The sequence below is a fragment of the Sphingomonas naphthae genome (assembly GCF_028607085.1).
GTDB classification, from domain to species: domain Bacteria; phylum Pseudomonadota; class Alphaproteobacteria; order Sphingomonadales; family Sphingomonadaceae; genus Sphingomonas_Q; species Sphingomonas_Q naphthae.
In genome coordinates this window covers 1,452,118-1,476,251 of the sequence record NZ_CP117411.1, presented here as the reverse complement: position 1 = coordinate 1,476,251, position 24,134 = coordinate 1,452,118, and the positions used below count along the sequence as shown (strand labels likewise).

The 24,134-nt window shown below is 69.9% G+C and carries 18 protein-coding genes and 1 other RNA gene; 5 read left to right on the top strand and 14 right to left on the bottom strand.

Annotation, left to right across the window (positions count from 1 at the left end):
• Positions 1 to 146 precede the first annotated feature (146 nt).
• Complete coding sequence (locus PQ455_RS06875; protein ID WP_273690379.1) at positions 147 to 2,096, top strand: peptidylprolyl isomerase; 1,950 nt, start codon at positions 147 to 149, stop codon at positions 2,094 to 2,096.
• Positions 2,097 to 2,106: 10 nt separating this feature from the next.
• Positions 2,107 to 3,618 carry an anthranilate synthase component I gene (trpE, locus tag PQ455_RS06870; protein WP_273690377.1) on the top strand — a complete coding sequence of 504 codons (1,512 nt, stop codon included), beginning with the start codon at positions 2,107 to 2,109 and terminating at the stop codon, positions 3,616 to 3,618.
• Positions 3,619 to 4,055: 437 nt separating this feature from the next.
• Here the strand turns inward: trpE and PQ455_RS06865 are convergent, their stop codons facing one another.
• Positions 4,056 to 4,865 carry a SapC family protein gene (locus PQ455_RS06865; protein WP_273690376.1) on the bottom strand — a complete coding sequence of 270 codons (810 nt, stop codon included), beginning with the start codon at positions 4,863 to 4,865 and terminating at the stop codon, positions 4,056 to 4,058.
• Between the two features lie 63 nt (positions 4,866 to 4,928).
• The gene (locus PQ455_RS06860; protein WP_273690374.1) at positions 4,929 to 6,377 is read right to left on the bottom strand and encodes an FAD-binding oxidoreductase; all 1,449 of its coding nucleotides are present in this window, start codon (positions 6,375 to 6,377) and stop codon (positions 4,929 to 4,931) included.
• 96 nt (positions 6,378 to 6,473) lie between these two features.
• Between PQ455_RS06860 and PQ455_RS06855 the strand changes: the two genes are divergently transcribed.
• Together PQ455_RS06855 and PQ455_RS06850 are read left to right on the top strand one after the other, a co-directional pair.
• A complete protein-coding gene (locus PQ455_RS06855) occupies positions 6,474 to 6,899 on the top strand; it encodes a hypothetical protein (RefSeq protein ID WP_273690373.1) in 426 nt (141 codons plus the stop codon).
• 107 nt (positions 6,900 to 7,006) lie between these two features.
• The gene (locus PQ455_RS06850) at positions 7,007 to 8,521 is read left to right on the top strand and encodes a DEAD/DEAH box helicase (RefSeq protein WP_273690371.1); all 1,515 of its coding nucleotides are present in this window, start codon (positions 7,007 to 7,009) and stop codon (positions 8,519 to 8,521) included.
• 274 nt (positions 8,522 to 8,795) lie between these two features.
• Here the strand turns inward: PQ455_RS06850 and gorA are convergent, their stop codons facing one another.
• The 10 genes from gorA to PQ455_RS06800 all read right to left on the bottom strand — a co-directional run bounded on the left by gorA (position 8,796) and on the right by PQ455_RS06800 (position 19,833).
• The gene (gorA, locus tag PQ455_RS06845; protein WP_273690369.1) at positions 8,796 to 10,142 is read right to left on the bottom strand and encodes a glutathione-disulfide reductase; all 1,347 of its coding nucleotides are present in this window, start codon (positions 10,140 to 10,142) and stop codon (positions 8,796 to 8,798) included.
• A 56-nt stretch (positions 10,143 to 10,198) separates the two neighbouring features.
• On the bottom strand, positions 10,199 to 10,498 hold the full coding sequence (locus tag PQ455_RS06840; RefSeq protein WP_273690368.1) for an ETC complex I subunit: 300 nt from the start codon (positions 10,496 to 10,498) through the stop codon (positions 10,199 to 10,201).
• Positions 10,499 to 10,550: 52 nt separating this feature from the next.
• Positions 10,551 to 13,040, bottom strand: a complete 2,490-nt coding sequence (gene hrpB / locus PQ455_RS06835) for an ATP-dependent helicase HrpB (protein WP_273690367.1) — start codon at positions 13,038 to 13,040, stop codon at positions 10,551 to 10,553.
• 265 nt (positions 13,041 to 13,305) lie between these two features.
• Positions 13,306 to 14,967 carry a DNA repair protein RecN gene (gene recN, locus PQ455_RS06830; protein ID WP_273690365.1) on the bottom strand — a complete coding sequence of 554 codons (1,662 nt, stop codon included), beginning with the start codon at positions 14,965 to 14,967 and terminating at the stop codon, positions 13,306 to 13,308.
• Between the two features lie 121 nt (positions 14,968 to 15,088).
• The gene (locus PQ455_RS06825; RefSeq protein WP_273690363.1) at positions 15,089 to 15,424 is read right to left on the bottom strand and encodes a YbaB/EbfC family nucleoid-associated protein; all 336 of its coding nucleotides are present in this window, start codon (positions 15,422 to 15,424) and stop codon (positions 15,089 to 15,091) included.
• Positions 15,421 to 17,025, bottom strand: coding sequence for a DNA polymerase III subunit gamma/tau (locus tag PQ455_RS06820; protein WP_273690362.1), 1,605 nt, complete (start codon positions 17,023 to 17,025; stop codon positions 15,421 to 15,423). Before PQ455_RS06820 ends, PQ455_RS06825 begins: the two co-directional genes overlap by 4 nt.
• Positions 17,026 to 17,207: 182 nt before the next feature.
• An RNA gene (gene ffs / locus PQ455_RS06815) (signal recognition particle sRNA small type) lies at positions 17,208 to 17,305 on the bottom strand.
• Positions 17,306 to 17,333: 28 nt separating this feature from the next.
• On the bottom strand, positions 17,334 to 17,669 hold the full coding sequence (locus PQ455_RS06810; RefSeq protein WP_273690361.1) for a 2Fe-2S iron-sulfur cluster-binding protein: 336 nt from the start codon (positions 17,667 to 17,669) through the stop codon (positions 17,334 to 17,336).
• On the bottom strand, positions 17,666 to 18,802 hold the full coding sequence (locus PQ455_RS06805) for a cysteine desulfurase family protein (protein ID WP_273690359.1): 1,137 nt from the start codon (positions 18,800 to 18,802) through the stop codon (positions 17,666 to 17,668). The genes PQ455_RS06810 and PQ455_RS06805 overlap by 4 nt, the downstream gene beginning before the upstream one ends.
• Positions 18,799 to 19,833 carry a cysteine desulfurase family protein gene (locus PQ455_RS06800; protein ID WP_273690357.1) on the bottom strand — a complete coding sequence of 345 codons (1,035 nt, stop codon included), beginning with the start codon at positions 19,831 to 19,833 and terminating at the stop codon, positions 18,799 to 18,801. The genes PQ455_RS06805 and PQ455_RS06800 overlap by 4 nt, the downstream gene beginning before the upstream one ends.
• Positions 19,834 to 19,943: 110 nt before the next feature.
• Between PQ455_RS06800 and PQ455_RS06795 the strand changes: the two genes are divergently transcribed.
• The gene (locus PQ455_RS06795; protein WP_273690355.1) at positions 19,944 to 20,591 is read left to right on the top strand and encodes an alpha/beta hydrolase; all 648 of its coding nucleotides are present in this window, start codon (positions 19,944 to 19,946) and stop codon (positions 20,589 to 20,591) included.
• 99 nt (positions 20,592 to 20,690) lie between these two features.
• On the opposite strand, the gene PQ455_RS06790 is transcribed toward PQ455_RS06795, so the two are convergent.
• Both PQ455_RS06790 and pgi read right to left on the bottom strand, forming a co-directional pair.
• Entirely contained in the window at positions 20,691 to 22,520 is a 1,830-nt protein-coding gene (locus tag PQ455_RS06790) for a DUF885 domain-containing protein (protein ID WP_273690353.1), read from the bottom strand.
• Positions 22,521 to 22,569: 49 nt separating this feature from the next.
• The gene (gene pgi / locus PQ455_RS06785; RefSeq protein ID WP_273690351.1) at positions 22,570 to 24,060 is read right to left on the bottom strand and encodes a glucose-6-phosphate isomerase; all 1,491 of its coding nucleotides are present in this window, start codon (positions 24,058 to 24,060) and stop codon (positions 22,570 to 22,572) included.
• Positions 24,061 to 24,134 lie beyond the last annotated feature (74 nt).

Sequence of the window (24,134 nt, the reverse complement as noted above, 5' to 3'; positions counted from 1 at the left end):
GCATGTGCCCCTGCCCTAGCCTCGGGCAGCGCCGCGACGCAACATGCGCGACACGCTCGCAATGACGGATACTTCGGCGTTCGGCGGCGGGCGGATGACGCGCACCGCGCTTGAAGCCCTCCCCCGCCTTCTCTATGCGCGGCGCCATGCTTGCTTTCTTCCGCCGTGCCCTGTCCTCCTGGATCGTCGTCGCGCTCCTCGGCCTCATCATGCTCGCCTTTGCCGTGACGGGCATCGATACCGGATCGATGTTCTCCGGCGGCGGGGGCGCCAATTCGGTCGCGACGGTCGGCGGGACCGACCTGTCGGCCGACGACATGCGCCAGCGCGCGCAGGGCGAGGTGCAGCAGGCCGCGCAGCAGAATCCGCAGGCGACCATGGCGGCCTATGTGGCGCAGGGCGGCTACAGCCAGTTGATCGACCAGTCGATCAATGGCCTCGCGATCGAGCGGTGGGCGGAAAAGCAGGGCTTCGTCGCCAGCAAGCGGCTGATCGACGGCGAGATCGCCAGTATCCCGGCCTTCTACGGCCCCACCGGCCAGTTCGATCGAAACGCCATGCTCGCCATCCTCGCCCGCCAGCGGCTGACCGAGGCGCAGCTGCGCGCCGATCTCAAGTCGGACATCATTCGCCGCCAGGTGCTGGTGCCGATCGCGAGCGGGCTGACCGTCGCGCCCGGCCTCGCCAGGCCTTACGCCTCGCTGCTGCTCGAGCGGCGCGAGGGGCTGATCGGCGCGGTGCCGACCGCGACCATGCCGGAAGGCCCGCAGCCGACCGCCGCCGAGATCGCCGCCGCCTACAAGCGCGACATCACGCACTACACGCTGCCCGAGCGCCGCAGCCTGCGCTACGCCTTGTTCGGGCCGGAGAGCGTGACGGCGCAGGCCAAGCCGAGCGAGGCCGAGATCGCCGCCGCCTACAAGGCCGCCGCCGCGACCTATGCGCCGAGCGAGAAGCGCACCGTGCAGCAGGTGATCCTCCAGGATCAGGCCGCCGCCCGCGCGCTGGTCGCCAAGGTGCGCGGGGGCACCGCCTTCGCCGCCGCCGCGCAAGGCGCCGGCTTCGCGGCGGGCGATATCGCCGTCGCCGCCGACACCAAGCCCGCGCTCGCCAAGCTCGCCAGCCCCGCCGTCGCCACCGCAGCCTACGCCGCGCCGACCGGCAGCGTGACCGATCCGATCAAGTCGGACTTCGGCTGGCACGTCGTCCATATCGTGTCGGCCACCCAGGTCGCGGGCAAGTCGCTGGATCAGGCCCGCGCCGAACTGACCACCACCTTGGAGGCGAAGAAGGCCGAGAGCCTGCTGGCCGACAAGGTCAACCGGCTGGAGGATGCGCTGTCCGGCGGCGCCACCTTCGACGAGGCGGTCGCCAAGGAAAAGCTGACGGCGGCGACCACCCCGCCGCTGGTGCAGGCCGGCGTCGCGCCCGAGCAGCCCGATTACCAGCTTCCGCCCGAACTGGCGTCGCTGCTGAAGCCCGCCTTCGATGCGACGCCGGGCGACGCCCCGACCGTCGAGGCGCTGGGCGCGACCAAGAAATATGCGGTGCTGGCACTCGGCAATGTCGTGCCATCGGCGCCGCAGCCGCTCGCCAAGGTGCGCGAATCGGTGGTGCGCGACATCATGGTCCGCCGCGCCGCCGCCAAGGCCAAGGCGGTCGCGCAGCAGATCGTCGATCGCGCCAACAAGGGGATGCCGCTGGCCCAGTCGATCGCCGCCGCCAACCTCGGCCTGAAGCCGCCGCAGCCCGTCAATGCCCGCCGCATGGATCTGGAGCGCGCCGGCCAGGCCGCGCCGCCGCTGCAATTCCTGTTCACGCTGGGCAAGGGCAAGACCCAGCTGCTGCCGCTGCCCAACGATCAGGGCTTCTACGTCATCCAGGCCAATCTGATCGAGCCGGGCGACGTGACGCCGGTGCCGCGGCTGCTGACACAGTTCCGGGGCGATTTGGCCCGCGCCATCTCCAACGAGCTGATCGAGCAGCTGGCCGCCAGCGCCCGCACGGCGGTGGGCGTGAAGCGCAACGAGCAGGCGATCCTCAAGCTGCGCGGCGAGCTGACCGGCGCGGTCGCCCCCGCCCAACCGGCGCAGTGACGAGCCTGAGGTGAACCGCCCGCAGCCCGACGATCGCGCCGCCGTCGCGGCGCTGGCCGCCGGCCGGCCGGCGCTGGTCTGGCGCCGCCAGATCGCCGACGTGGACACGCCGATCGCCGCCGCGCTCAAGCTGGTCGAGCCGGGCCGGGGCGATTTCCTGCTCGAATCGGTCGAGGGCGGGGCCACGCGCGGCCGCTATTCGCTGCTCGGCATCGCGCCCGATCTGGTTTTCCGCCTCGCCGATGGCGTGGCCGAGACCAATCGCCGCTGGCTGGACGATGCCGCCGCCTTCGAGCCCGCCGGCGCCGAACCGCTCGCCGCCTTCCGCGCGCTGGTGGCGGAATGCCGGGTGGACGTGCCCGAGGGCCTGCCCCCCGCGCTCGCCTGCTTCGTGGGCTATTTCGCCTATGAGACGATCGGGCTGGTCGAGACCCTGCCGCGCCCGCCGGCCAACCCGCTCGACCTACCCGACATGCTGTTCGTGCGGCCGACGGTTGTGTTGGTGTTCGACCGGCTGGCCGACGAACTGTTCCTCGTCGCCCCCGTGTGGAGTGCCGCCGACCCGCAGGCCGCCGTCGCCGCCGCCGTCGAGCGGATCGAAACGACCGCCGCGCGCCTCGCCGCGCCGCTGCCGGATGGCCGGCGCACGGGAACCGACGTCACCACTCTCGATCCGGTGCCGCAGCTGGCGCCCGGCCGCTATGGCGAGATGGTCGCGCGGGCGAAGGACTATATCGGCGCGGGCGACATCTTTCAGGTGGTGCTGGCGCAGCGTTTCTCCGCCCCCTTCCCGCTCCCGCCGCTCGATCTGTACCGCGCGCTGCGACGGATCAACCCGTCGCCCTTCCTCTACCACCTCGACCTGCCGGGCTTCGCGCTGACGGGCTCCAGTCCCGAAATCCTCGTCCGGGTGCGCGACAACGAGGTCACGATCCGCCCGATCGCGGGCACCCGGCCGCGTGGCAAGACGGCGGCCGAGGATGCCGATCTTCGCGAGGAATTGCTGGCCGATCCGAAGGAGCGCGCCGAGCATCTGATGCTGCTCGATCTCGGCCGCAACGATGTCGGCCGGGTCGCGGCGGCGGGCACGGTGCGGGTGACCGACAGCTACACCGTCGAACTCTACAGCCATGTGATGCACATCGTGTCGAACGTGGTCGGCCGGCTCGATCCCGCGAAGGACGCGCTCGATGCCTTGTTCGCGGGCTTCCCGGCGGGCACCGTCTCGGGCGCACCCAAGGTGCGGGCGTGCGAGATCATCGCCGAACTCGAACCCGAAACCCGCGGCGCCTATGCCGGCGGCGTCGGCTATTTCTCGCCGGATGGGTCGATGGACAGCTGCATCGTGCTGCGCACGGCGGTGGTGAAGGACGGGATGATGCACGTCCAGGCCGGCGCCGGCATCGTCGCCGACAGCGACCCCGCCTCCGAACAGCGCGAATGCGAAGCCAAGGCCGGCGCCCTCATCGCCGCCGCCCGCGAGGCGCTGGCCCGCGCCGGCGAGGCCGGGTTCGGGCAGTAAGCCCGGCGAAGGTTGACATCCTGCAGCCCGGTTTTTGCCGCCTTCCCTTGTGGGGGGATTCGCGGTGGGCACGGGTGGGTGCCTGTAGAACAGCGGCTTTCTGGTTTGCCCGGTACGGGAGAGGTGGCGGCACGCGGTGATGGAGACACTATTCGCACGCGCTGCGCTTCGGGGTAATGCCCCTCCACCGCCTTCGGCTGGTCCCCTCCCAGTGCCGGGGAGGATCAGGTGACCCACAAAAAAGAACCACCCCGTGTTTTCACACGGAGTGGCCAAGGTTCAGGGAGGAACGCACCCGAGGGTGCGTTAGCGCCGAACCGCGAAAGGGGGGACACAGCCCGACGCACCCTCCAGATAGGAAAGCCGCCGGGGAGGCGCAACCCCCCGGCGGCTGAAAAATTCGTTATGGATGTGATTTTTCAGTAACAGTCAGCCGATCAGGCGTCGGCGGTCTGGTCCAGCACCTCGTCGGCGCGGCGCACTTCCAGGCCGATCGAGCGGGCGAAGTCCGGATTCTGCACCAGCTGGCGCTGGAACACCATGTTGATCAGGCGCAGCGAGAAGAGGTGCGCGTAGATCAGCGACAGCGCGCCCGACTGGTTGAGCTTGCGCAGCTGATCGCCGCGCAGCTCGAACAGCTTCTTCTCGTCGACGATGCGGAAGCCGCGATAGATGAAGGGCTCCTCGCGGCCTTCCAGCTGGAAGGTGAACTCGCCGTCGGTCAGCAGGCCCAGTTCCTTCAGTTCCTGCGTGAAGGCGACGCTCTTCTGGCCGGCGACCTCGAAGGATTCGCAGAAGGCCAGGATGTCCTTCGATTCCTGCGTCGGCTCGCCATTCTCGAAGAAGGCGAAGCCCTCGATATCGGGGCCGATCGTGCCGGGGGTCGAATCGAAGCACAAGGTCAGCGTGTCGGTGTCGTTCTGCGACATGCGGACGAGCATGTAGGGGAAGCGGCGAACATAGGCCGGCAGGTACACGTCGTCGGCCAGCTGGCCCTCTTCGTTGACGAAGGTGTTGAAGCCTTCGTTCAGGCCCATCAGCGCCAGCGGGATGATCTCGTCACCATCCGAGAAGATGATCGGATAGGAGCGGCCGGCATCGATGAACTCTTCCGCCGCCAGCGGGACCATGTGGTGGCCCTTCAGGAAATGCAGCGAATTGATGCTCCGCGCCTTCCAGTCGGCGTGGACGCTGCTCGAAAGCGGCGTCAGCTCGTTGTAGAGCATCGGAAGCGGCTGGCTGGCCATGAAACAAACTCCGGAGGTGTTGGTTGGGGCGCCTGGCCGGTGCCCCGCGCGCGAAGCGGCGCTCTATTGCGCCGGGCCGATTTCCGCAAGGGGCAGGAGCTTGCCGGGGTTGAGCAAGCCGCGCGGATCGAGCGCCGCCTTGATCGCACGCATCGCAGCCAGCCGCACCGGATCGGCCGTCCGCACGAATTCGGCGAGCTTCAGCTGGCCGATGCCATGTTCGGCCGAGATCGATCCGCCCTCCGCCATGACCAGATCGTGGACGAACCGGCTGACCGCCCCGCCCTCCCGCGCGAACCAGCCCGTGTCGCCCGTCGGGGGCCGCACGTTGAAATGGACGTTGCCGTCACCGAGATGGCCGAAGGCGAGCACGCGTGCGCCGGGGAAGGCCGCCTCCACCTGCCCGCGCGCCAAATGCAGGAAGGCGGGCATGGCCGAGACGGGCACCGACACGTCATGCTTGGCGGCGGCGCCGTCGACCCGCTCGGCCTCCGACACGCTCTCGCGCAATTTCCACAGCGCTTCGGCCTGCGCCTCGCTGGCGGCGACGGTGGCGTCGCGGGCAAGGCCGCTATCGATCGCCTGCGCCAGCGAGGCGGTGAGCATCTCGGCGATATCGCCGCCACTGGCGGGCGCTGTGGCCTCGACCAGCACCTGCCACGGATGGTCCTCCGCCAGCGGCGCGCGGGTGCCGGGGATGTGGGCCAGCACCAGCGCCAGCGCGTCGCGGGGGAGGATCTCGAAACTCTCGATGGCGTCGCCCAGCGCATCCTCCAGCTGGCGCAACAGGGTGAGCGCATCCTGCGGCGAGCCGAGCCCGACCCAGCCGACCGCGCGCCGCGCCGCCGCCGGCACCAGCCGCAGGCTGGCGGCGGTGACGATGCCGAGCGTGCCTTCCGATCCCGCCAGCAGCTGGCGCAGATCATAGCCGCGATTGTCCTTGCGGAGCGCCGACAGCCCCTCGAACAGCGATCCGTCCGCCAGCACCGCCTCGATCCCCAGCACCAGGCTGCGCATCGTGCCGAAGCGGAGCACCTGCGTGCCGCCGGCGTTGGTGGCGATCAGCCCGCCGATCGTGGCGCTGCCCTTGGCGGCGAGCGACAGCGGGAAGCGGCGGCCGATCCCCTCGGCGGCGGCGTGCAGGTCGGCCAGGATCACGCCGCCCTCGGCCACGGCGATCCCGTCCTCCGGCGATAGCGCGCGGATGCGGGTCATGCGGCGGAGCGACAGGAGGATGGCGGGGCGATCGACCGGCGGGGTGGCGCCCGCCACCATCGATGTGTTGCCCCCCTGCGGCACGATCGCGATCCCGGCCGCGCCCGCGATCCGCACGACCGCCTGCACCCCGGCGGCATCGCGCGGCGAGACGATCGCCAGCGCCCGGCCCGTATAGCGGCCGCGCCAGTCGGTCAGCCACGGCGCCATCGCGGCGGGATCGGCCTCGATCGCGCCCGCCCCTACGGCAACCGCGATTTTTTCGAGCAGATCGGGGTGGGTCGCGGTCGCCGGCATCGATCGGCAGCATAGCGTTGCATCCATGCCACGGCCAGTTCATCCGGCGTTCAACCGCGCGACCCGATCGCCGCAGGCACTTATGGGTGGGTTGAGATGATCGGGCCGGCGCTGGCCTTGCTGCTTTCCGGGGCATCCTCGGCAGGGCCGCCGATGCAATTCGCGCAGCTCATCATCCGCCGCAGCGTGGTCGTGAAGATGTCGCAGGCGCGCGGCCCCGCCCCCCGCCCGATGATCCCGCTGCGCGAGCGCAAGGGCCCGAAATGCGTGCCGATGGAGGCGATCGCGGGAGCCGCCATCATGGAGCCCGACAGCGTCGATATCATCCTGCGCGGCGGCGATCGGGTGCGGGCGCGCTTCTCCTCGAAATGCCCCGATCTCGATTATTACGGCGGCTTCTACGTCAAGCCGACCGAGGACGGGATGCTGTGCGCCGACCGCGATCGCATCAAGGCGCGATCGGGCGGCGAGTGCGAGATCGAGCGGTTTCGGCGGCTGATACCGGCCAAAGAGAAGGACTAGGGGTCGGAAACAGCCCTCAAGCCTTGACTTTTGGCTGAATTTGTCTCCTAGCGCCCGATGTGGCCGCGACGGGTTTTCCGGTGGCCCTCTCTCATGACGGACCGCGCATGAACTTCGCCGATCTCGGCTTATCCGACGAACTGCTGCGCGCCGTGACCGACGCGGGTTACAGCGAACCGACTCCGATCCAGCAGCAGGCGATCCCGTCCGTGCTGATGAACCGCGACCTGATCGGCATCGCCCAGACGGGCACCGGCAAGACCGCCGCCTTCGTGCTGCCGATGATCGACATATTGTCGCATGGCCGTGCCCGCGCGCTGATGCCGCGCTCGCTGATCCTGGAGCCGACGCGCGAGCTGGCCGCGCAGGTCGCCGAGAATTTCGAGAAATATGGCAAGCATCTGAAGCTCTCGATGGCGCTGCTGATCGGCGGCGTATCGATGGGTGACCAGACCAAGGCGCTGGAAAGGGGCGTCGACGTGCTGATCGCGACGCCGGGCCGCCTGATGGACCTGTTCCAGCGCGGCAAGATCCTGCTGTCGGGCTGCTCGCTGCTGGTGATCGACGAGGCCGATCGCATGCTCGACATGGGCTTCATCCCGGATATCGAGTCGATCTGCGAGAAGCTGCCGGCCAACCGCCAGACACTGCTGTTCTCGGCGACGATGCCCGCGCCGATCAAGAAGCTGGCCGATCGCTTCCTGTCGAACCCCAAGCAGGTCGAGGTGTCGCGCCCCGCCAGCGCCAACCTCGCGATCGAGCAGGCGCTGGTCGCCACCACCTCGCGCGGCAAGCGCGAGACGCTGCGCAAGCTGCTGCTGGCAGAGGATGTCCGCACCGCGATCATCTTCTCCAACCGCAAGTCGACGGTGCGTGAACTCACCGAATCGCTGCGCCGCCACGGATTCGCCGCCGGCCAGATCCATGGCGACATGGAACAGCCCGAGCGCCTGCGCGAACTGGAGCGGTTCAAGGCGGGCGACATCAACATCCTCGTCGCCTCCGACGTGGCCGCGCGCGGCCTCGACGTGAAGGGCGTGAGCCATGTCTTCAACTTCGACGTGCCGTGGCATCCGGACGATTATGTCCACCGCATCGGCCGCACCGGTCGCGGTGGCGCCACCGGCAAGGCCTTCACGCTCGTCACGCCCGACGATGCCGAGGCGATCGCCCAGATCGAGAAGCTGACCAGCACCAAGATCACCCGCCTGGGCGATGTTGCCGGCGATGCGCCTGTGGCCGCCAAGGCCCCTGCCCCGGCTGAGGCCGAAGCGGGCGACGAGGCCCCGACCGGCGAGCGCAAGTCGCGCCGTCGTGGCGGCCGTGGTCGCGGCAAGGCGCGCGGTGGCGACGCCGTGGTCGAGATCGAAGAAGCACCGGAAACGGTTGCGGTGCCCGAGACGGCGCCCGCCCCCCGCCGCGAGGAGGCCCCGGCCGAACCGCGCCGCGAGCCCCGCGCGGAACGCCAGCGCGCCGAGGACCGCCCCCGCCGCGATCGCGAAGACCGCCCGCGCCGCGACGACCGCCGCTATCGGCAGGAGGATGGCCCCGACGACGGCGGCTGGAATGGCCCGATCCCGAGCTTCCTGGAATATGGTTTCGGCACGACTGGCGCGGGCTGAGGCTTTCGCTTTATCCGATCGTGTCCCTGCGAAAGCAGGGACCCAGGGGGCGGCGGGCGCTGCGCTCCGTAACCCTGGGCTCCTGCCTTCGCAGGAGCACGTTTCGCGAATGGGCGGGCTGACTGTCGGCTAAGAGAGCGTCGCCTCTGCCTCGCTCCATTCAACCGTCACCCCAGCGAAAGCTGGGGTCTCCCGTGGCTGCCGCACCGTTGCCCCAAGCCTTCCTGAGACCCCAGCTTTCGCTGGGGTGACGATCGTACTTGGGGGGGGCACCTCACTTCATCAGCACAAGCTCTTCCGCCATGCTCGGGTGCAGCGCCACCGTGTCGTCGAACGCCTGCTTGGTCAGCCCAGCCTTCACCGCGATCGCCGCCGCCTGGAGGATTTCCGGCGCGTCGGGCCCGATCATGTGGATGCCCAGCACCACGTCCGTCTCGGGGTGGACGACCATCTTGTAGAGCGCGCGCTCGTTGCGGTCGGCCAGCACGTTCTTCATGGCGCGGAAGTCCGATGTATAGACCTTGCACGAGCCGTATTTGCCCTTGGCCTGGCTTTCCGTGAGGCCGACCGCGCCGATCGGCGGGTGGCTGAACACCGCGCTGGGGATGCAATCATAGTCCACCCGGTGCGGCTTGTTGCCGAATAGGGTGTCGGCGAACGCCTGCCCCTCGCGGATGGCGACGGGGGTGAGCTGCACCCGATTGGTCACGTCGCCGACGGCATAGACATGGTGGCAGGTGGTGCGATTGTCCTCGTCGACTGGCACCGCGCCCTTGTCGTCGAGCTGGATGCCGACCGTCTCGAGGCCCAGCCCATCGGTGTTAGGCTTGCGGCCGGTGGCGAACATCAGCACGTCGCAGGCGATCGGTTCATGCTTGGTGACGTGGACCAGCAGCGATCCGTCCTCGGCCTTTTCCACCTTCTGGAAGGCGGCGTTGAACTTGAAATCGATGCCCTTCATCATGCTGATCTGCATCAGCCGATCGCGGATCTGCTCGTCATAGCCGCGCAGGATCACGTCGGTGCGGTTCACCAGCGTGACGTGCGCGCCGAACTGGTGGAAGATGCCGGCGAACTCATTGGCGATATAGCCGGCGCCCGCGATCACGATGCGCTTCGGGATGCTTTCGAGGTGGAAGGCCTCGTTGCTGGTGATGCCCAGTTCGTGGCCGGGGCAATCGGGCACGATCGGCGTGGCGCCGGTGGCGATCAGGATCGTGCCCGCCGTGACTTGGCGGCCCGACGCGAGGCGCAGGGTATGCGGTCCGACGATCTCGGCGCGCTCGCGGATGATCTCGACCTTGTTGTTGCCCAGCGTCTGGCCGTAGATGCCCTCCAGCCGATCGACTTCGGACAGGACGTTGTCGCGCAGGATCTTCCAGTCGAAGCCGCAATCGGGCACGTCCCAGCCGAAGCGGCGGGCGTCCATCAGATCCTCGGCGAAATGGGCGCCGTAAACGAGCAGCTTCTTGGGCACGCAGCCGCGGATGACGCAGGTGCCGCCGACCCGATACTCCTCGGCCACCGCGACCTTCGCGCCATGCGCCGAGGCGACCCGCGACGCGCGCACGCCGCCCGATCCCGCACCGATGACGAAAAGGTCGTAGTCGTAATCGGCCATAAGGTGCTCCGGTCTGGCGGCTGGAAAAGAGGTGGGCCGCTCAGATGGGGGCGAAGTCAGGAGATGTCCACGCCCTTGAAATTATCGGCATAGGCCTGGAGCTTCAGCACGCGCTCGGCGCCGGGCACGACATGCGGCGTCAGGCCGTGGCGATCGGCATAGGCCCGCGCCTCGTCGAGCGTGGAGAAGGACAGGCGGACCTGCTCGCCGACGTCGCCGGAGCCTGCCCAGCCGGTCAGCGCGTCGGGGCGCTTGGCCTCGGCGGGCTCATGCTCCAGCACCCATGTGCCGGTGCGGGCGCGGCCCGACTGCATGGCGTTCTTGGTGCGCTGGTAGATGCGGGCAATGCCGGTCATGCGGGCCTCTTGGAAAGGGTCGCGGTTGCGATGCCGCGCGTGCGAAGGCGGGTCAAGTGCCGGCACGCTTCTTGGTGCGCAAGGTGGGGTCGGCGACGGTCGGATCATCGGGCCAGGGGTGGCGCGGGTAGCGGCCGCGCATCTCCCTGGCGACCGCCGCCCAGCTTCCCGCCCAGAAGCCCGGCAGGTCGCGCGTCGTCTGGATCGGGCGGCCGGCGGGCGAGGTGAGGCGCAGCACCAGCGGCGTGTCGCGGCCGATCACCGGATGGCGGGTGAGGCCGTAGAGCGCCTGCGGGCGCAGCTCGACCGCCGGGCCGCCCTCCGCCGCATAATCGATCGGGTGGGTGCTGCCGGCCGGGCTGGTGAAATGCGACGGCGCCGCCGCGTCGATCGCGCGCTTGCCCTCCCAGCCGAGCAGGTCGTTGAGCGCCTCGGTGAGCGCGCCGGGGGCGATATCGGCGAGCTTGCGACGGCCGGCGAGGAGCGGAGGGAGCCATTCGTCGAGCCGGGCGATCAGGACCGCGTCGGACAGATCGGTGCCGGCATAGGCCGCGCGTTCGCGAAGGGCCGTGGCCGTGTCGGACCAGGGCAGGCGCGCGAGGCCGTGGATGCGGACGCCCTCCAGCAGCGCCGCCGCGATCGCGGCGGGCTCCGCCTGCGTATCCGGCCCGCGCGACAGGCGGATCGCGCCGAGCCGCCGCTCGCGAGTGGGCTGGACGCCGCCGGTCGCGGGATCGAAGGCGACCTTGCGGACGGTTTCTATCGTGTCACCGAACAGCGCCTCGATCGCGGCGGGGTCGATCGGCGCGGCGGAGAGGATGCGTGCGCCGGCCGCCGACCCTTGGGTTTCGGCCACGGCAAGCCATTCGGCCGAGGCGAGCGGGGAAGTACCGTCAAGCCGAAAGCCGCGCCCGCCGGCGGAGATCCAGTCCTCGCCGGTGGCGGAACGGCGCCTGGCGACGCGATCGGGGAAACCGAGGGCGATGGCGATGCCCACTCTCCGTTCGTCCTGAGCGAAGTCGAAGGACGTGCGGCCGGACGCAACGCTTGGGGCACGCCCTTCGACTATGCTCAGGGCGAACGGTGACTTTGTGGCAAGCTCCACCCACCGCCGCGCCAGCCCCCTCGCCTGCTCGGCCTTCGCACCACGTTCGCCGCGCCAGCGCCGCAGGCGCGCATCCAGATCGGCGTCGCTCCCGCCGACCCCGCGTTCGGACAGCAGCACCGCCACCTCCGCCGCGACCCGGCCCAGCCCGATCGCCTCGGCCGCCAGCAGCATATGCCCCAGCCTCGGCGGCAGCGGCAGGCGCGCGGCGGCCTTGCCGTGCGGGGTCGGCCGGCCGTCGCCGTCGATCATCCCGAAGCGCGCCAGCCGCCCGCGCGCCTCCGCAACGGCGGCGGCGGGCGGCGGATCGATCCACGCGAGACTCGCCGGATCGGTCACGCCCCACAGGCCGCACGCCAGCAGCAGCGCCGACAGGTCCGCCTCCAATATCTCGGGCGGGTCATAGGCCGGCAGGCCGGCGGTCGCCGCCGCCTCCCACAGTCGATAGACGATCCCCGGCCGCTGGCGCCCGGCGCGGCCCGCGCGCTGCGTGGCCGCCGCCCGGCTGACCCGTTCGGTGACGAGCCGGGTCATCCCTGCCGCCCGATCGTAACGCGGGCGCCGCGCCAGCCCCGAATCGACCACCACCGACACGCCATCGAGCGTGAGGCTGGTCTCCGCGATCGAGGTGGCCAGCACGAGCTTCCGCGCGCCATCGGGCTCGGCGGCGATGGCGCGGCGCTGTTCGGCGGGGTCGAGCGTGCCGTGGAGGCGGTGCAGGCGCACGTCGCCGGGCAGATTGGCGAGCCGCTCGGCGGTGCGCTCGATCTCGGCGACGCCGGGCAGGAAGGCGAGGATGCCGCCCTCGGTCTCCATCACGGCGCGGCGGATGGCGGCGGCCATCTGGTCCTCGATCCGCTGGCCCGCGTCGCGGCCGATGTGGCGCAGCTCGATCGGATGCGCCCGCCCCTCGCTCTCGATCACGGGTGCCGCGCCCAGCAACGCGGAGAAGCGCCCGCCCTCCAGCGTGGCCGACATGGCGACGAGGCGCAGGTCGGGCCGCAGCGCCCCCTGCGCGTCGAGCGCCAGCGCGAGGCCGAAATCGCCGTCGAGGCTGCGCTCATGAACCTCGTCGAACAGCACCGCCGATATGCCCGCCAGCTCGGGATCGGCCTGGATCATGTTGGTGAAGATGCCCTGCGTCACGACGAGCAGCCGGGTCGCGGCGGACTGGCGGCTGTCGAGCCGGGTGGCAAAGCCGATGCGCCCTCCGATCTGCTCGCCGGCGGTATTGGCCATCCGCTCGGCGGCGGCGCGCGCGGCGAGGCGGCGGGGCTGGAGGAGGAGGATGCGCCCGGTGCACCACGGCCGGTCGAGCAAGGCGGGGGCGACGGCGGTGGTCTTGCCCGCGCCGGGCGGGGCGACGAGGACGGCGTTGGGGGTCGCGTCGAGGCTGGCGATCAGCTCGGGCAGGACCGTGTGGATCGGGAGGGTCATACGCTCCCGCCCGCACTCTCACACGTCACCCCAGCGAAAGCTGGGGTCTCCCGTGGCTGCCACCTTGGTTCACCGTGCGTCGCACCGTCGATTTTGTTCACGCGGAGACGCGGAGACGCGGAGGAAGAAGAAAGGAGATATCGGGACGTGACTCCCCCGGCGATCCGGCCGAAGCAGAGGGTGAGATGCGGGAGCCACGTCCCACCAATCTCCCTCTTCTCCTCTCCGCGCCTCCGCGACTCCGCGCGAACAATCCGTGCCTTCTTCACGCCGCCGCCAGCAACCGCCCGGCCTGCGCCCGCGCCTCGTCCGTCACCTCGGCGCCCGACAGCATTCGCGCGATCTCCTCGCGCCGCTCGGCCTCATCCAGCGGCCGCACGCCGGTGCGCGTCACCAACCCATCGTGGCTCTTGGCGATCAGCCAGTGGCGGTCGGCGCGCGCGGCCACCTGCGGGCTGTGCGTGACCACCAGCAATTGCGCGCGGCGCGACAGGCGGGCCAGCCGTTCGCCGATCGCCGAGGCCACCGCCCCGCCGACGCCGCGATCGATCTCGTCGAAGATCATCGTCGCCGCCCCGCCCTCTTCCGCCAGCGCCACCTTCAGCGCGAGAATGAAGCGCGAGAGTTCGCCGCCGCTCGCGATCTTGGCGAGCGGCGCGAAGGGCGCGCCGGAGTTGGTGGAAATCTCGAACTCGACCCGATCCTGCCCGCCCGGACCCCATTGACCCTCGGCCATCGCCTCGACCGCCGTGCGGAAGCGCGCCGCATCCAGCTTGAGCGGCGCCAGTTCGCCCGCCACCGCCCCATCGAGCCGCACCGCCGCCAGCTGCCGCGCCACCGACAGAGCGGCGGCGGCCGTCTCGTAGCCCAGCCGCGCCTCGCCGGCCGCCGCCTCCAGCGCCGCCAATCCCTCGCCGCCCGCTTCGATCCGCGCCAGCCGCTCGGACAATTCCTCCGCCAGCGCCGCCAGATCGTCGGGCTGGACACGATGCTTGCGGGCGAGCGCGCGCAGCTCGAACAGGCGCGTTTCCATCGCCTCCAGCCGCGCCGGATCGAAGGACAAGGCCTCGCCCGCCCCGGCCAGTTTCTCCTCCGCCTCACCCGCCTCGATCACCGCGCGATCGAGCGCGGCCAGCGCCTCGGCCAGCAGGGGATGGTCGCCCGCCAGCCGATCGAGCCGCCGCGCCGCCTGCCGCAACCGGGCCAGCGCGCCATCCGATCCCTGCAATTCGCCGTCGACCGCCGCCAGATCCTCGGTCAGCCGGGCGCCCTTCTGCATCGTCGCCCGCGCCTCGGCGAGCTGCTCCTCCTCGCCAGCTTCGGGCGCGAGGTCGTTCAACTCCTTGACATTATGTTTCAGCCATTCGCGATCACGCTCGGCCGTGTCGAGATCGGCGCGCGCGGTATCCAGCGCATCCTGCGCGGCACGCCACGCCTTCCACGCCCGCGCCGCCGGGGCGCCGTCGATCCGCCCGAAACTGTCGAGCAGGGCGCGATGCCCCTTGGCGTTGAGCAGCCCCCGATCGTCATGCTGGCCGTGGATCTCGACGAGCTGCGCGCCCACCTCGCGCAGCAGCGCCGCCGACACCGCCTGATCGTTGACGAAGGCGCGGCTGCCGCCATCGGCCTTCACAGTGCGGCGGATCACCAGCGGCTCGCCCGGCTCCATCATCAGGCCATTTTCGTCGAGCAGCGCGGCGATGCCGTGATCGGCGGGCAGATCGAAGCTGGCCGTCACCGCCGCCTGAGTGGCGCCGTTGCGCACCAGCCCGCTATCCGCCCGCGCGCCGAGCGCCAGGCCCAGCGCGTCGAGCAGGATCGACTTGCCCGCCCCCGTCTCCCCCGTGAGCGCGCCGAGGCCCGCGCCGAACTCCAGGTCCAGCGCCTCGATCAACACCACGTCACGGATGGCAAGACTGGTCAGCATGTGTTTCTGTTTGTTATTGAATCTATCACCGCCGTGCTCCTGCGAAGGCAGGAGCCCAGGGTGGCATGCGCTGCGCTCGGTAAACCTGGGCTCCTGCCTTCGCAGGAGCGCGGGAGGGATATCAAAACGGCAGCTTGAAGCCCGGCGGCAACGGAAGCCCCGCGGTCATCTTCTGCATCTCGGCATTGCCCGCCGCATCCGCCTTGGTGCGCGCGTCGTTGAGCGCCGCCGCGACGAGATCCTCCAGCATCTGCTTCTCGGCCGGCACCATTAGCGAATCGTCGATCGCGACGCCGAGAATGCGGCCCTTGGCGGTGGCGCGGATCGTGACGAGGCCGCCGCCAGCGACACCCTCCACCTCGATCTTGTCGAGCCCTTCCTGCGCGCCCGCCATCTGCTTCTGGATATTCTCGGCGGCGGCCTGCGCGGCCTTCATCAGATCTTCCATACCGTTCATCGGCTTATGCTCCGTGGTTCGATTTCGTCCCAGATAGGCTTGGCGCCCGGAAAGGCTTCCAATGTCGCGGCGACCACCGGGGTCGCGAGGATCGCGTCGCGCGCGGCGGCCTCGGCGGCCTGCTCGGTCTCGAGCAGGCTCGGTTCGGCCGGGCCGTCGCTGAGCGTGACATCCCACAGCGAGCCCGTCGCCGCCTTCAGCGCCGCGCCCAGATCGCGCGCGAAATCGCCGGGCAAGGGCTTCAACGGCCGGATCGCCAGCGTGGGCGGATCGTAACGCACGACGCCGGTGAAATCGTGGAGCATCTGCGCCAGCAGCTGCTTACGCTCGGCGACAAGAAGGTCGTGCATCGTCCTGAAATCGGCAGGATAACGCAACATCGGCGCCTGTGCCTCGGCCGCCGCGCTGGCGGGCGCGGGCGGGCCTGCCGGCATCGCCTCGCCCGATTGCAGGCGGCGCGCCAGATCGCCCGGATCGGGCAGCTGGCTGGCATGGATCAGCCGCAGCAGCGCCATTTCCGCCGCCTCGCGCGGCTGGGGCGCGCGCTGCACCTCCTCATGGCCCCTCAGCAGCAATTGCCACAGGCGGTGGAGCGTCGCGAAGCCCAAGCGGCTCGCCCAATCGGCCAGCGCCTCGCGCTCCTCGGCCGACAGCGCCGGATCGGCCGCGCCGCCCGCCTTGGCCCGCGTCGCGCCATGGACGATCTCCAGCAGCGCCCGCAGCACCGCCGCCGGCTCGACACCCAGATCATGCTGGCTCTGGAGGCTGGCCAGCACCGCCGGCACGTCACCCGCCAGCAGATCGCCGAACAGCCGGCGGATCGCGCCGCGATCGGACAGGCCCAGCATCTCGCGCACCTGATCGGCGGTCACGCCGCCATCGCCCATGCCGGCATGGGCGATCGCCTGGTCGAGGATCGACAGGCCGTCGCGCGCCGAACCCTCCGCCGCGCGCGCGATCAGCGCCAGCGCCTCGGGCTCTGCCTCGACATGCTCGGCTTCCACGACATGGCCGAAATGGCCCGCAAGCAGCTCGGATGGAATGCGTTTCAGGTCGAACCGCTGGCAGCGCGACAGCACCGTGACGGGAATCTTGTTCACCTCCGTGGTGGCGAACAGGAATTTCACATGCGGCGGCGGCTCCTCCAGCGTCTTGAGCAGGCCGTTGAAGGCCGGCTTCGACAGCATGTGGACTTCGTCGATGATGTGGATCTTGTAGCGCGCCGAGACGGCCGCATAGCGCACCGCCTCGATGATCTCTCGGATGTCGTCGATGCCGGTGTGGCTGGCGGCGTCCATCTCGATCACGTCGATATGGCGGCCCTCGGCGATGGCGATGCACGGCTCGCACACGCCGCACGGCGCGATCGTCGGCCCGCCCTGCCCGTCCGGCCCGATGCAGTTGAGCGCCTTGGCGATCAGCCGCGCGGTCGATGTCTTGCCGACACCGCGCACGCCGGTCAGCAGGAAGGCATGGGCCAGCCGGTCGCGCTTGATCGCATTGCCGAGCGTGCGGACCATCGCATCCTGGCCGATGAGCTGATCGAAGCTCTGCGGCCGATATTTGCGGGCGAGGACGCGATAGGGTTGGGCTTCGGCCATGGATCAACCTACCCGCTGAGGGGCGCTAAAGTCGAGGGGACAAATGCGGAACATCGTGGGAGGGCGATGTTCGTGGCGGCATGGCGGAAAGTCCGGTGCGCGCTTGGAGCGGAGCCCCGGCGGCCGCTCTCGCGGCCTTAAGATTTTCGGGGCGAACCGCTCTGCGGTCCGCTCTTCCCGAAAATGGTGGGAGCCGGAACGACCCGATACGAAATCGTTGCGGCTGCTTCCTTCCGGACCTGACCGGGTTGGCGACGGCACCGTCCGCCCGACTCCCGCGGCGCATATGGGGGAAAGTTTTCCGCTTATCAACGCCTTTGCATGTCGCGCGCGGCGGGCGGAATCCGCACGGTCAGCCGCTCGATCCCCTCCAGCCAGATCTGGCAGGCGAGGCGCGAGGTGGCGGTGACGTGGGCGGCGAGATCGAGCAGATCCTCCTCAGTCTCGCTGGCGGGCGGCAGGCTCGCGAAATCGGCGCGGTCGACGATGACGTGGCAGGTGGAGCAGGCCATCTGCCCCTCGCAGGTGCCCTCCAGCGGCTGGCCGGCGGCCTGCGCCACGGTTAGCAGGCGTTCGCCGGCGGGGGCGGACACCTCCTGCACGGTCTCGCCATCGGCGGCGACGAAACGGACGGTCACGCTCATGCGAACATCCTCTGCCGCGCCACCGCCTCGTTGACCAGCGCCATCGCGCGATCGATCTCGTCCGGCGTGGTGTATCGTCCGAAGCCGAGCCGGATGCTGCCGCGCGCCTCCGCGTCGCTCAGCCCGATCGCGCGCAGCACATGGCTCGGCCGCCCCGATCCGCTGGCGCAGGCCGAGCCCGCCGACAGCGCGACCCCGCGCAGATCGGCGATCAGCCGCCCGGCATCGAGCCCGTCGGCGCGCACGTTGAGATTGCCGTACCAGCGCCGGGCGAGCGCGCCGTTGAGCCGCCACCCCTCACCCAGCCCCTCGCGGGCGCGGCGGAACAGGGCATAGGCATGATCGGCATCCTCCACCATGCGCTGGCGGGCGAGATCGGCGGCGACGCCGAAGCCGGCGCACAAAGCTGGGCTGAGCGTACCCGATCGCAGCCCGCCCTCCTGCGCGCCACCGTGCATCAGCGGCTCGGGCGCGAAACCCTCGCGGACCCACAAGGCACCAATTCCCTTTGGTCCGTGGATCTTGTGGGCGGACATGGCGATCAGATCGCAGCTTTCGACCGGCACCTTGACCCGCCCGAAACCCTGCACCGCATCGCACAGCATCACCGCGCCGACCGCGCGGGCGTGGGCGCCGATCTCGGCGATGCGGTGGATCACGCCGATCTCGTTGTTGACCAGCATCGCGACGACCAGCGCGGTGCGGCCGTCGATCGCGGCGCGGGCGGCATCGAGATCGAGCTGGCCGTGGAGATCGACCGGCAACACCACCACCTCCGCCCCCAGCCGCTCGAGATGGCGCACGCTATCCAGCACGGCGGCATGTTCGGTGGCGATCGTCACGATGCGCGGGCGGGCGCCGCCGAGCTTGGCGAAGCAGCCCTTGATCGTCCAGTTGAGGGCTTCCGTGGCGCCGCTGGTGAAGACCAGCCGGCCGGCGGCCATGTCCTTGGGCGCGCCGCCGGTGAGCGCGACGAGGATGCGTTCGCGCGCCACCTCGACGGCGGCGGCGGCCTCGCGGCCCATGCGGTGGGGCGAATGGGGGTTGCCGAACAGGTCGCCGAGGTACGGCAGCATCGCCTCACGCGCCTCCGGGGCGAGCGGCGTGGTCGCCTGATAGTCGAGGTAGATCATGCCGCCTGTGCCCGTCTGGCCAGCGCACGCCATGCCCCGACGAAGCGGTCGAGCGCGGCCGCGTCGGTCTCGGGGCCGAAGCTGACGCGCACCACCTCGCGCGCGGCGGCCTCGTCCCAGCCCATCGCCGCCAGCACATGGCTGGGCTTCACGCTACCCGACGAACAGGCGCTGCCCGCCGAGACGGCGATGCCGGCCATATCGAAATGGATGAGCTGCGCGGCGGCGGGGACGCCGGGCATCCGGTAGGAGGCGATCTCGGGCAGGCGCTCGGCGGTCGCCGCCACGACCTCACCCCCCTCGGCGACGATCGCCGCATCGAGACGGGTGCGCAGCGCGGGATCGGGCCGCACCCATGCCTCCAGCGCCGCCGCGAAACCGATCGCGGCGGGAACATTCTCTGTCCCGCCACGATAGCCCTGTTCCTGCCCACCCGTAGCCGAAAGCTGGTTCAAGTCCCTGACCAGCAAGGCGCCGATGCCCGGCGGCCCGCCGAGCTTGTGCGCGGAGACGGCGATGAAATCGGCGTCGGGCAGGTCGATCTTGCCGGCAGACTGCGCGCAGTCGGCGAGCCACAGCCCGCCCTTCGCCCGCACCGCCGCAGCAATCTCCCCGGCGGGCTGGCCCACTCCGGTCTCGTTGTTGACGTGTTGGATGGCGACCAGCGAGTCCGCGGGTATCGCGCCCCCATCGACCCCGCCATCGCGATCCACCGGCAAGGTCACCGCCTCGCCCGGTAGGCGGCGCACCGCATCATGCTCCACCGCCGATCGCGCCCGGCCCGGCCGCTTCGCACCACCCCATGCGATCGCCAGCGCCTCGCTCGCCCCGCTCGTCAGGATCACCGCGCCGGTCCACCCCAGCGCCGCCGCGATCCGGCCGCGCACCGCCTCCAGCACCGCACGCGCCGCCCGCCCCTCCGCATGGGGGCTCGACGGATTGGCCCAGCGGGCAAGCGCCTCGGCCATGCCCGCGCGCGCTTCCGGCAGGACGGGCGTGGTCGCGGCATGGTCGAGATAGAGGCGGTTCATGGCGCAAAGCCCGCAATGATTGCACGAAGGGGTCGCACCTCTATATAGGCACCCGATCCCGAGCGCACGGCCAAGCCGCCGCCGCCCACGCCAGATAATCCGCAGGTGCCATGCCCGAAGTCATTTTCCCCGGCCCCGAAGGGCGCCTCGAAGGCCGTTTTCAGCCGCCGATCCGCCCGCGCGCGCCGGTCGCCATGATCCTCCACCCGCATCCGCAGGCGGGGGGCACGATGAACAACCGCATCGTGCAGGCACTGTACCAGACCTTCGCGAAGCGCGGTTTCGCGACCCTGCGCTTCAACTTCCGCGGTGTCGGCAAGAGCCAGGGCACGTTCGACAACGGCATCGGCGAACTCTCCGACGCGGCCTCGGCGCTCGATTGGGTGCAGTCCATCCACAAGGAAGCCTCGACCACCTGGATCGCGGGCTTCTCCTTCGGCGCATGGATCGGGATGCAGCTCCTGATGCGCCGCCCGGAGATCAAGGGCTTCATCTCGATCGCCCCGCCGGCCAACCTCTACGATTTCACCTTCCTGGCCCCCTGCCCCTCCTCGGGTATCATCATCCAGGGCGAAAATGACGAGGTGGCGACCCCGCCGGCTACCCAGAAGCTGGTCGACAAGCTGCGCACCCAGCGCCACATCACCATCCACCACGACACCATCCCGGGCGCGAACCATTTCTTCGAGCATGAGATGACGCCGCTGATGGGTTCGGTGGATCGCTATTTGGATATGCGGCTGGCGGGCGACCGTTAAGGGCTGAGTAAACCGTGCTCCGGCGAAAGCCGGAGCCCAGGGTTACCAAGCGCACCGCCCGTGGCCCTGGGCTCCTGCTTCCGCAGGAGCACGAACCTCTCAGACCACCCACCCCTTCGCCCGCTGCTCGACCAGCTGCTCCAGGATCGTCAGCGGCAGCGCGCCTTCGCGCAGCACCTCGTGGAATTTTTTCAGGTCGAAGCGGGGGCCGGCGATCGCTTTGGCGCGGGCGCGGGCCTTGACCCAGCTCATGTGGCCGACCTTGTAGCTCGTCGCCTGCCCCGGCATCGTGCAGTAACGCTCCACCTCGCGCTGGGCGCGGGGGCGGGCGAAGCCGGTGGTGGTGACGAGATAGTCGGTCGCCTGCTCGCGGGTCCATTTCTTGGCGTGGATGCCGCTGTCCACCACCAGCCGCGCGGCGCGGAACAGGAAGGACTGGAGGTAGCCCGCCCGGTCGAGCGGATCGGGGCCGTAGGCGCCCAATTCGTCGGCGAGCTGCTCGGCATAGAGCGCCCACCCCTCGATATAGGCCCCGAAGAAGCTGGTCTTGCGCAGCATCGGCGCATCGGTGCCGAGCGCGATGCTGATCTGGAGATGATGGCCGGGCAGCCCCTCGTGATAGGTGAGCGCGGGCAGGCCGTATTTGGGCCAGTCGCCGACATCCTTCAGGTTGATGAAGTAGATCGCCGGCCGCGTGCCATCGAGCGAGGCGGTGTGGTAGTAACCGTTGGATGCGCCATCCTGGATCTCGACCGGCACCGCGCGGATTTCGAGCGGCGCGGTCGGCGGGTTGAGGAACATCGCGGGCAGCTTCGCCTGCATCGCGCGCACATCGGCGTTGAGCCGCGCGATCAGTTCGGTGCGGCCGGCGGGCGTATCGGGGTAGAGCTGCGCCGGCGAGGCGTTGAGTTTGGTCAGCCGCTCGCCGATCGAGCCCTGGGTCATGCCCTGCGACTTGAGGATCGCATCGAGCCCCGCGCTGATCTCGGCGACCTGCGCCAGACCCATTTTGTGAACCTCGTCGGGCGTCACGTCGGTCGTGGTTGAGGCGCGCAGAGCAGCGGCGTACATTTCGTCGCCACGCGGCACGCGCCACAGGCCGGCGTCGGCGGTGGCCTTCTCCCGCAATTTCTTCACCAGCGCGATCTGGCGGTCGAGCGCGGGATAGACCTTGTCGGCGACGATCTTCGAGGCGCGTGGGCCATAATCGCCGGTCAGCCCCGCCTTGGTGGCGCGGCCGGTGAGCGAGGTGACGAGCCCCGCGTAGGCGGGGGCTGCGGCGCGCAGCTTGGCCATCTGCTGGAGCGCCAGATCGAGCGAGAAGGACGGGGCGAGCAGGCCCTTGCCCGCCTCCTCCGCCTGCACCGCGCTATCCTGATCGAGCGCGACGGCGAAGGCGTCGAGCCGCGCGAGATAGGCCTCGGCATCGTCGGCGCTGGCCACCGTGTGCGTCGAATTGAGGAAATCCGGCACCGAGAAATAGCTGCCGCCCTGCTGGGTGATGGTGAAGGGGCGGATCGGGCTGCCGACACCGAATTGCGCCGGGCCTACGGTGCGCTGGCGCAGGCCATAGAGCACGACCTCGCGATCGAGCTTCGCCGCCTCGCCCAGCGTCCTGGGATCGATCGCCTCCAGTGTGGCGATCGACTTGCGGGTGGCGGTCAGCTCGGTTTCGAGGCCGACCCTGGAGCGATCGCCCAGCCGGCGCTTGCGGGCCGCGTTGGCGCCCTTGTCGAGCCCGAGCGAGGTGGCGAATTCCGGCGAGCGATCCATCTGCGCGTCGAAGATCGCGTCGAACGCGGCCTTCAGCCCGACGTCACCCGGGCCGGCGGGCGCCCTGGCGACGGTCGCCGCGCGCGCGATGCCGGCGGGGAGGATCGCGAGGCTCGCCGCCGCCGCGCCCGAGCCGATGAATTGCCGACGATCCATGATGCTGCTCCCTGTTCGATATGGGCCGCCGGGTGGCGGCCGTGGCCCGTCAGCCGAACGCTTTTTCGATCAACGCCCGTGTGGAGGCGTCGAACTTGTCGGTGCCCTCGGTCTCGATCGACTTGGCGATGGCCTTGCCCAGCTCGACGCCGAACTGGTCGAACGGATTGATCCCGATCAGCGCGGCGACGGCGAAGGTGCGATGTTCGTAGAAAGCGAGCAGCGCGCCCAACCGCGCCGGATCGATCCGGTCGAGCAGGATCGTCGTCGAGGGGCGATCGCCGGGATAGGAGCGCGCGCCATCGTCGGACGCCTTGCCCGCCATGAGCGCCGCCCCTTGCGCGAAGCAATTCACCAGCAGGGTGCGGTGATGCGCCTCGTCCAGCGCATGGCCCGGCTCGATCGAGGCGAGGAATTCGACCGGCACCAGATGCGTGCCCTGATGGAGCAGCTGGAACACGGCATGCTGCGCGTCGGTGCCGACCCCGCCCCAGGTGATCGGCGAGGAGACGCCGTCGAGCGGCTGACCGTCACGGGTGACGCTCTTGCCGTTCGATTCCATCTCGAGCTGCTGGAGGTAGGAGGGCAGCAGCCGCAATCGCTCGTCATAGGCGAACACGGCGCGTGTTTCGGCGCCGCGCACGCGAGCGTAATAGAGATCGACGAAGGCGGCGAGCAGCGGCAGGTTCTTCGCCGGCTCGGCGAGGCGGAAGTGACGGTCCATCGCCGCCGCGCCCTCGAGAAGCTGCTCGAACGCCTCCCAGCCGAGGCCGATCGCCGCCGGGAAACCGATGGAGGACCAGAGCGAATAGCGTCCGCCCACGCTTTCGGAGAAGGGCAGGATGCGGGTCTCGTCGACGCCCCATTCCATCGCCTTGTCGGGCGCGGCGGTCAGCGCGATGATCTGGCCGTAGGGGTCGGCGACCCCGCCCTCGACCATCCAGTTGATGACGCTGGCGGCGTTGAGCATCGTCTCGGTGGTGGTGAAGGTCTTGGAGGCGATCACGAGCAGGGTCGCGGCGGGATCGAAATCGGCCCATGCCTCCTCCAGCGCGACGCCGTCGATGTTGGAGACGATCGCCACGTCGTAGCGGTCGCTCTCGCGGCCCAGCGCGTCCATCAGCAGATCGGGGCCGAGCGCCGAGCCGCCGATGCCGACGTGCAGCACGTGGCGGACGGGGCCGAGCGCCTCGGCCTCGATCGCGTCGATCAGCGCGCGGGTACGGGCGTGGAAGCCCTTGGCGCGCGAGACGCTCTCCGCATTGCCCTCGCCGCGCTCGGCCGGATGCTCGGCGGCGCGGCCCTCGGTGTTGTTGACCGGCTCGCCCGCGAACAAAGCCTTGCGCTGGGCGGCGAAGCCCGTCTCGTCGGCGAACTTCACGAACGCCTCGACCAGCGCGGACGACAGATGCGTCTTGCTGAAATCGAAGCGCATCCCGGCCTCGTCGATCACCAGCCGGTCGAGCCGATCGGGCTCCGCCGCGAACAGCTCCGCCAGCGTCGTGTTCGGTACGGCCTTGATATCGTCCCAGGCGCTCATGGTAACTCCCGCTTCCTGTTCGGCATCGTAACGTTAGACGGGGTCAAAAGGTTGACCAACCCTTTCCGGCAGCC

Coding starts and splice junctions, on each gene's coding strand:
- PQ455_RS06820 (WP_273690362.1), bottom strand. CDS start 17,025: ATGGCCGAAGCCCAACCCTATCGCGTCCTCGCCCGCAAATATCGGCCG.
- PQ455_RS06810 (WP_273690361.1), bottom strand. CDS start 17,669: ATGAGCGTGACCGTCCGTTTCGTCGCCGCCGATGGCGAGACCGTGCAG.
- pgi (WP_273690351.1), bottom strand. CDS start 24,060: ATGAGCGCCTGGGACGATATCAAGGCCGTACCGAACACGACGCTGGCG.
- PQ455_RS06860 (WP_273690374.1), bottom strand. CDS start 6,377: ATGCCGGCGACCGCGACCCACCCCGATCTGCTCGAAAAAATCGCGGTT.
- PQ455_RS06840 (WP_273690368.1), bottom strand. CDS start 10,498: ATGACCGGCATTGCCCGCATCTACCAGCGCACCAAGAACGCCATGCAG.
- PQ455_RS06800 (WP_273690357.1), bottom strand. CDS start 19,833: ATGAACCGCCTCTATCTCGACCATGCCGCGACCACGCCCGTCCTGCCG.
- PQ455_RS06795 (WP_273690355.1), top strand. CDS start 19,944: ATGCCCGAAGTCATTTTCCCCGGCCCCGAAGGGCGCCTCGAAGGCCGT.
- PQ455_RS06805 (WP_273690359.1), bottom strand. CDS start 18,802: ATGATCTACCTCGACTATCAGGCGACCACGCCGCTCGCCCCGGAGGCG.
- PQ455_RS06790 (WP_273690353.1), bottom strand. CDS start 22,520: ATGGATCGTCGGCAATTCATCGGCTCGGGCGCGGCGGCGGCGAGCCTC.
- PQ455_RS06850 (WP_273690371.1), top strand. CDS start 7,007: ATGAACTTCGCCGATCTCGGCTTATCCGACGAACTGCTGCGCGCCGTG.
- PQ455_RS06875 (WP_273690379.1), top strand. CDS start 147: ATGCTTGCTTTCTTCCGCCGTGCCCTGTCCTCCTGGATCGTCGTCGCG.
- hrpB (WP_273690367.1), bottom strand. CDS start 13,040: ATGACCCTCCCGATCCACACGGTCCTGCCCGAGCTGATCGCCAGCCTC.
- gorA (WP_273690369.1), bottom strand. CDS start 10,142: ATGGCCGATTACGACTACGACCTTTTCGTCATCGGTGCGGGATCGGGC.
- PQ455_RS06825 (WP_273690363.1), bottom strand. CDS start 15,424: ATGAACGGTATGGAAGATCTGATGAAGGCCGCGCAGGCCGCCGCCGAG.
- PQ455_RS06865 (WP_273690376.1), bottom strand. CDS start 4,865: ATGGCCAGCCAGCCGCTTCCGATGCTCTACAACGAGCTGACGCCGCTT.
- recN (WP_273690365.1), bottom strand. CDS start 14,967: ATGCTGACCAGTCTTGCCATCCGTGACGTGGTGTTGATCGAGGCGCTG.
- PQ455_RS06855 (WP_273690373.1), top strand. CDS start 6,474: ATGATCGGGCCGGCGCTGGCCTTGCTGCTTTCCGGGGCATCCTCGGCA.